Annotated in this window: 5 protein-coding genes; 1 reads left to right on the top strand and 4 read right to left on the bottom strand. The window is 71.2% G+C overall.

All coding sequences use genetic code 11. The features are described from left to right. The first annotated feature begins 532 nt into the window (after window positions 1–532). Window positions 533–1,561, top strand: coding sequence for a TIGR01620 family protein (locus FV228_RS21380; protein ID WP_147856451.1), 1,029 nt, complete (start codon window positions 533–535; stop codon window positions 1,559–1,561). A 10-nt stretch (window positions 1,562–1,571) separates the two neighbouring features. Here the strand turns inward: FV228_RS21380 and FV228_RS21375 are convergent, their stop codons facing one another. The 4 genes from FV228_RS21375 to FV228_RS21355 all read right to left on the bottom strand — a co-directional run bounded on the left by FV228_RS21375 (window position 1,572) and on the right by FV228_RS21355 (window position 4,208). Beyond that, the gene (locus tag FV228_RS21375; RefSeq protein ID WP_147856450.1) at window positions 1,572–1,802 is read right to left on the bottom strand and encodes a hypothetical protein; all 231 of its coding nucleotides are present in this window, start codon (window positions 1,800–1,802) and stop codon (window positions 1,572–1,574) included. A 376-nt stretch (window positions 1,803–2,178) separates the two neighbouring features. After that, window positions 2,179–2,421, bottom strand: a complete 243-nt coding sequence (locus tag FV228_RS21365; RefSeq protein WP_147856449.1) for a CopG family transcriptional regulator — start codon at window positions 2,419–2,421, stop codon at window positions 2,179–2,181. Window positions 2,422–2,475: 54 nt separating this feature from the next. Then, window positions 2,476–3,027 carry an alpha/beta hydrolase gene (locus FV228_RS21360; RefSeq protein WP_147856448.1) on the bottom strand — a complete coding sequence of 184 codons (552 nt, stop codon included), beginning with the start codon at window positions 3,025–3,027 and terminating at the stop codon, window positions 2,476–2,478. A gap of 107 nt (window positions 3,028–3,134) precedes the next feature. Beyond that, window positions 3,135–4,208 carry a UV damage endonuclease UvsE gene (locus tag FV228_RS21355; protein WP_147856447.1) on the bottom strand — a complete coding sequence of 358 codons (1,074 nt, stop codon included), beginning with the start codon at window positions 4,206–4,208 and terminating at the stop codon, window positions 3,135–3,137. Window positions 4,209–4,441 lie beyond the last annotated feature (233 nt).

The following is a 4,441-nucleotide window of genomic DNA, read 5'->3' as shown; positions in this document are numbered from 1 at the left end:
GCCCGCCGCTGATCCGCCCCGACGGCCTCGGCCGCCCCGGCCACCTGCCGCAGATCCGCCTCGACCGGGCGATGCAGTTTCTGATCGGCGACAGGCTCGGGTGATGGGGAGGGTGGCTTTCCGGGATGCCACAGGAGCCGGACGAGGCGCGGGTTCCCCTCTCCCCGCGCGCGGGGAGAGGCCCGCACGGACCTCGTCGTCCGTGCGGGAAGCGAGAGGCGAAGCCGGAGCGGCGGTGAGGGGGCGCGAACGGATGAGACTCATTCGGAGCCGCCCCCTCACCTTCGGCTGCCGCCTCGCCGCGCCGACGACGAGGTCGTCGCGGCCCTCTCCCCGCAAGCGGGGCGAGGGGACACCCGCTTACGCGTCGACGTTGAGGCATCGACCGCAAGCCTGCCGACGATCCACGGCCCGACAGATGGGCCCGGCAGCCCACCTCGGCGACCGCACCCGGCGCATCTACGCCGACCGGCTCCAACAGCCCACCGCCGTGAGGGCAAAACCGAAAAACCCTCTCGGGAGGCCGTAAGCCATGTCCTCAGGCCAAAAACCCCGCGCCTTCCGGATCAATCCCGAGCCGCCGCCCGGGCCGGGCGTGGCGACGACGCCGCTCGCGGCCCGGCCGGAGCAGGCCCGGATCGTCGAGGAGCCGTTCGAGATCGTCGATGCGGCCGACGGCGTCGCGGTGCCGGTGGCGCCGCGCCGGCGCTCGCCCTGGGGGACGCTGTTCCTGTCGGCGGCCGGCGGATTGGTCTCGCTGGGGATCGGCCTGTCGATCGAGCGGATGATCGCCGACCTGTTCCAGGCCGCGCCCTGGCTCGGCTGGGTGGCGCTCGCGCTGCTGGGGCTCGCCGGGCTGGCACTCCTGGCGATCATCGTCCGGGAGCTGGCTGGGCTGCGGCGCGAGCGGAAGATCGAGCGGCTGCGGCAATCGGCGGTCGATGCGCTCGCCACCCGCGACCATACCGGCGCGCAGGCGGTGGTGCAGGCGCTCTCGGCCTTCTACGCCGACCGCGATGTCCTGGCCCCGGGCCGCGCCCGGATCGACGCCGCCGCCGACGCGATCCTCGACGTGGACGACCGGATCGGGCTGGCCGAGCACGAGCTGCTGGCCGGCCTCGACCGGCAGGCGCGCAACGCCATCGCGGCGGCGGCCAAGCAGGTCTCGGCGGTCACGGCACTGAGCCCGCGGGCGATCGTGGACGTGGCGTTCGTGGTCTTCGCCGCCGTGCGGTTGCTGCGCCGGATCGCCGCCATCTACGGCGGCCGCCCGGGTTTCCTGGGCTTCCTGCGGCTGGCGCGGGCGGCGGTCGCGCATCTCACCATCACGGGCGGGATGGCGGTGGGCGAGAGCGTGATGCAGCAGGTGCTGGGGCTCGGGATCGCCGCCCGGGTCTCGGCCAAGCTGGGGGAGGGCGTGCTGAACGGGCTGATGACCGCCCGGTTCGGGCTGGCCGCCCTCAACGTCTGCCGGCCGCTGCCGTTCGTGCGCGAAGCGCCGCCGCGCCTGGCCGACGTGGCGGGCGAATTGCTGCGCTCGGCAGAGCCCGAATCGAAATAGGCCGACGCCGCTACTTCGCGGCTGCCGTGGCGGCGCGGCGGTTGGCGATGCGCGTGAACATGTTGCCGGTGTAGTCGGCCACCTTCGGCTTCTCGACTTCGCCGACCTTCGCCTCGAACGCCTCGATGCGCTTCAGGAGCGCGGCGTCGTTGAACAGCGAGCTGTTGAAGTTGATGTGGGCCCGCTGCCCGAGGGCGGCCTGGACCACGTCGAGTCGTTCCAGAAGCTCTTTACGCGTCACGGTGCTCTCCAGGGGCGCCTTCGGGGCGAAGGTCCGCCCAAGCCGACACTGGAGGCCGCGAGGGTAAACGGCGCGTTAACGGGGCTGGTCCCGTCAGAATTTGGAGCGCGGCCAAGTGCGGGCTCCGTGCATGACGGCCAGGATCTCGATGACATCGCCGGCCACCCTGTAAGGGCGACGTACGGGGTTCTTGAAACCACCAGTTCCCGTGTGCCGGCGAGGCGGCCGGCGCGGCCGAGATGAGGATAGAGTTTCAGGCTCTCGATCGCCCCACGTATGCGCACGATGACGCGGTTGGCCGCGGCCTGATCAGCCTCGGACACGTACCACCGCACATGGTCGAGATCGCGGAGCGAGCGGCGGGTGAAACGCAGTCTCACCGCGGCTTGAAAGCGGCCTCCACCTCTTCCTCGGTAGCGAAATCACCGGCATCAGCCTCCCGCAGGGCGGCCTCGATCTCGGCACGCTGCCACGCATCCACGTCGAGATAGGCATCTACGGCGTCGTTTAGCAGATCAACCGGCTGCCGATCCCGCACTGCAGCGAGCGCAACGAGGGCCGCTCGACGGTCTGGGTCGAGTAGCGACAGGGCAGAGACGTTGCGATCTGGATGGATCATGTCGGCAGCGTAAGCGCGAGCCCACCCCTGATGCAATTCCTGGCGCGGACCGTCTTACAGCCCCTTCATGAACCCGGCGAGCCGCATCAGCCCCTCGGGCCACGGCCCGTGGCCGCTCGCGACGTTGATGTGCCCCGATTCGCCGGCATCGACCGTGAGGGCGCCCCAGGCATGGGCGAAGTCGTCGGCCCGGTCGTAGGTGCAATACGGGTCGGTGCGGCTCGCGACCAGGAGCGACGGGAAGGGCAGGGGGTCCAGGGGCATCGGCGCGAAGGCCCGCACCGATTCGGGCAGGTCGGGCGCCTCCTCCACGTCGGGGCAGGCCACGAACAGGGCACCGCGCACGATTCCGGGCGCGAATCGCGGCGCCGCCGCGACGCAGGCGACAACGCCGAGGCTGTGGGCGATCAGGATCACCGGTCGGGTCGCGGCGGCGACAGCCTCGGCGACCCGCCCGCACCAGGCCTCCGGGGTCGGCGCGTGCCAATCGTCCTGGGCGACCACCCGGGCGGTCGCGAGCCGGCCGGCCCAGCGAGCCTGCCAATGCTCCTCGTCGGAGCCTCCGAGCCCCGGGACGATGAGGATGTCGCAATCGGCGGTCTTCATGCCGGCTGCCTAGCGCATGATGCGAAAGAAGTGGACTCCGATTTTCCGAAATCATCATGCCTGAACAAGGCGCTAGCCCAGTCCGTCGAGGACGCCGGAATCCGCCGTCACTCCGCGGCGATGGCAGCGGCCCGGGCCGGGTCGGCGATGTGGCGGGCGATCTGCGTGGAGGCGTGGTTCTTCGCCTTGGCCTCGATCTCGAAGTCGGCCCAGACGAGGTGGCGGCCGACGAGGTCGTTCACGGCCCGGTTCCACATCATGTCGGAATGGGCGGCGAGATCCCGGACCGCGTGGCCGGCGGCGCGCAAAGCCGGGAAGTCGGGCAGGGCATCCGGGTCGCAATCGGCCGAGACCGCCTCGCGCGAGACGCTGATATGCGCCAGCGGCCGCACGCCGCGCCAGGATTCCCGCACCCGGGCGATCCGGGGATCGTCGGGCTCGAGATACGCGCCGCCGCTCTGCACCCAGTGATGGTGCAGGTCGAGCACCACCGGCACGATGTCGGCGAGTTGCAGCACCGCCTCGACCCCGAAGACGTTCTCGTCGTTCTCGACGGTGAGGAGATTGCGCGCCACCTGGCTCGCCCGGGGCAGGGTCTCCCGGAAGCCCGCGACGCCCGGGTCGCCGGCCCCGACATGGATGTTGATGTGGGCGCCGTGGGGATGCCAGCCGCCGCCGTAGCCCATGCGGTCGAAGATCTCGGCGTGATAGTCGAGTTCCGACAGGCCATTGGCGATGGCGGTCGGGTTGCGGCTCGCCAGCAGGCAGAACGGGCCCGGGTGGAAGCTCAGGCGCACGCCGAGTTTACGCGCCAGCGCCCCGGCCTCCGCCAGTCTCCGCTGGACCAGGGCCTCGATCTCGGGTTCCGCGTAGATCGCCCGGGCGATCGCGTGGGTGTAGCCCGGCAGGACGTTGCTCGCCATGCGCAGCAGGCGCTCGATCGGCGGCCGGGCTCCGACCCAGGCGATCTGGCGGGCCAGCGCGTCGAGGTTGTGGGCGACGATCCCGGCGAGCTTCTCCCGCCGGGCGGCGGGCTCCAGCTTGGTGAGATGGGCCATCGTCACGCTGGTCAGGTTCATGTGGAGCGTGGCCTCGCGCTCCGCCTTGAGGGTGGCGTGAGTGCCGGGCGGCTCATCCAGGACAAACTTGCAGCAGAATCCGAGGCGTGGCTGATCGCGCATAGGATGCACAACGCGCGTCGCAGCCGCGCGTGCCCGAAACCACGCGCGGAACGGCCGCGCTTCGCCGACGTTTGAGCCTTCGAGCGCGGCAGTTCCGCGCGGAACGTCCGTTTCGTAGAGCCATGCGCGCGTCGCCTCCCCGCCCGGGTCCGGAGCCGGATACCGGTTCGGTCCTCTGGATCCTGATGCTGGGCTCGGCCCTGGTGGCGCTCGCCGCGACGCCGGCCCGGCGC

The organism is Methylobacterium sp. WL18 (assembly GCF_008040015.1).
Lineage (GTDB): Bacteria > Pseudomonadota > Alphaproteobacteria > Rhizobiales > Beijerinckiaceae > Methylobacterium > Methylobacterium mesophilicum.
This window is presented reverse-complemented; position numbering and strand designations above follow the sequence as displayed.

Coding starts and splice junctions, on each gene's coding strand:
- FV228_RS21380 (WP_147856451.1), top strand. CDS start 533: ATGTCCTCAGGCCAAAAACCCCGCGCCTTCCGGATCAATCCCGAGCCG.
- FV228_RS21365 (WP_147856449.1), bottom strand. CDS start 2,421: ATGATCCATCCAGATCGCAACGTCTCTGCCCTGTCGCTACTCGACCCA.
- FV228_RS21360 (WP_147856448.1), bottom strand. CDS start 3,027: ATGAAGACCGCCGATTGCGACATCCTCATCGTCCCGGGGCTCGGAGGC.
- FV228_RS21355 (WP_147856447.1), bottom strand. CDS start 4,208: ATGCGCGATCAGCCACGCCTCGGATTCTGCTGCAAGTTTGTCCTGGAT.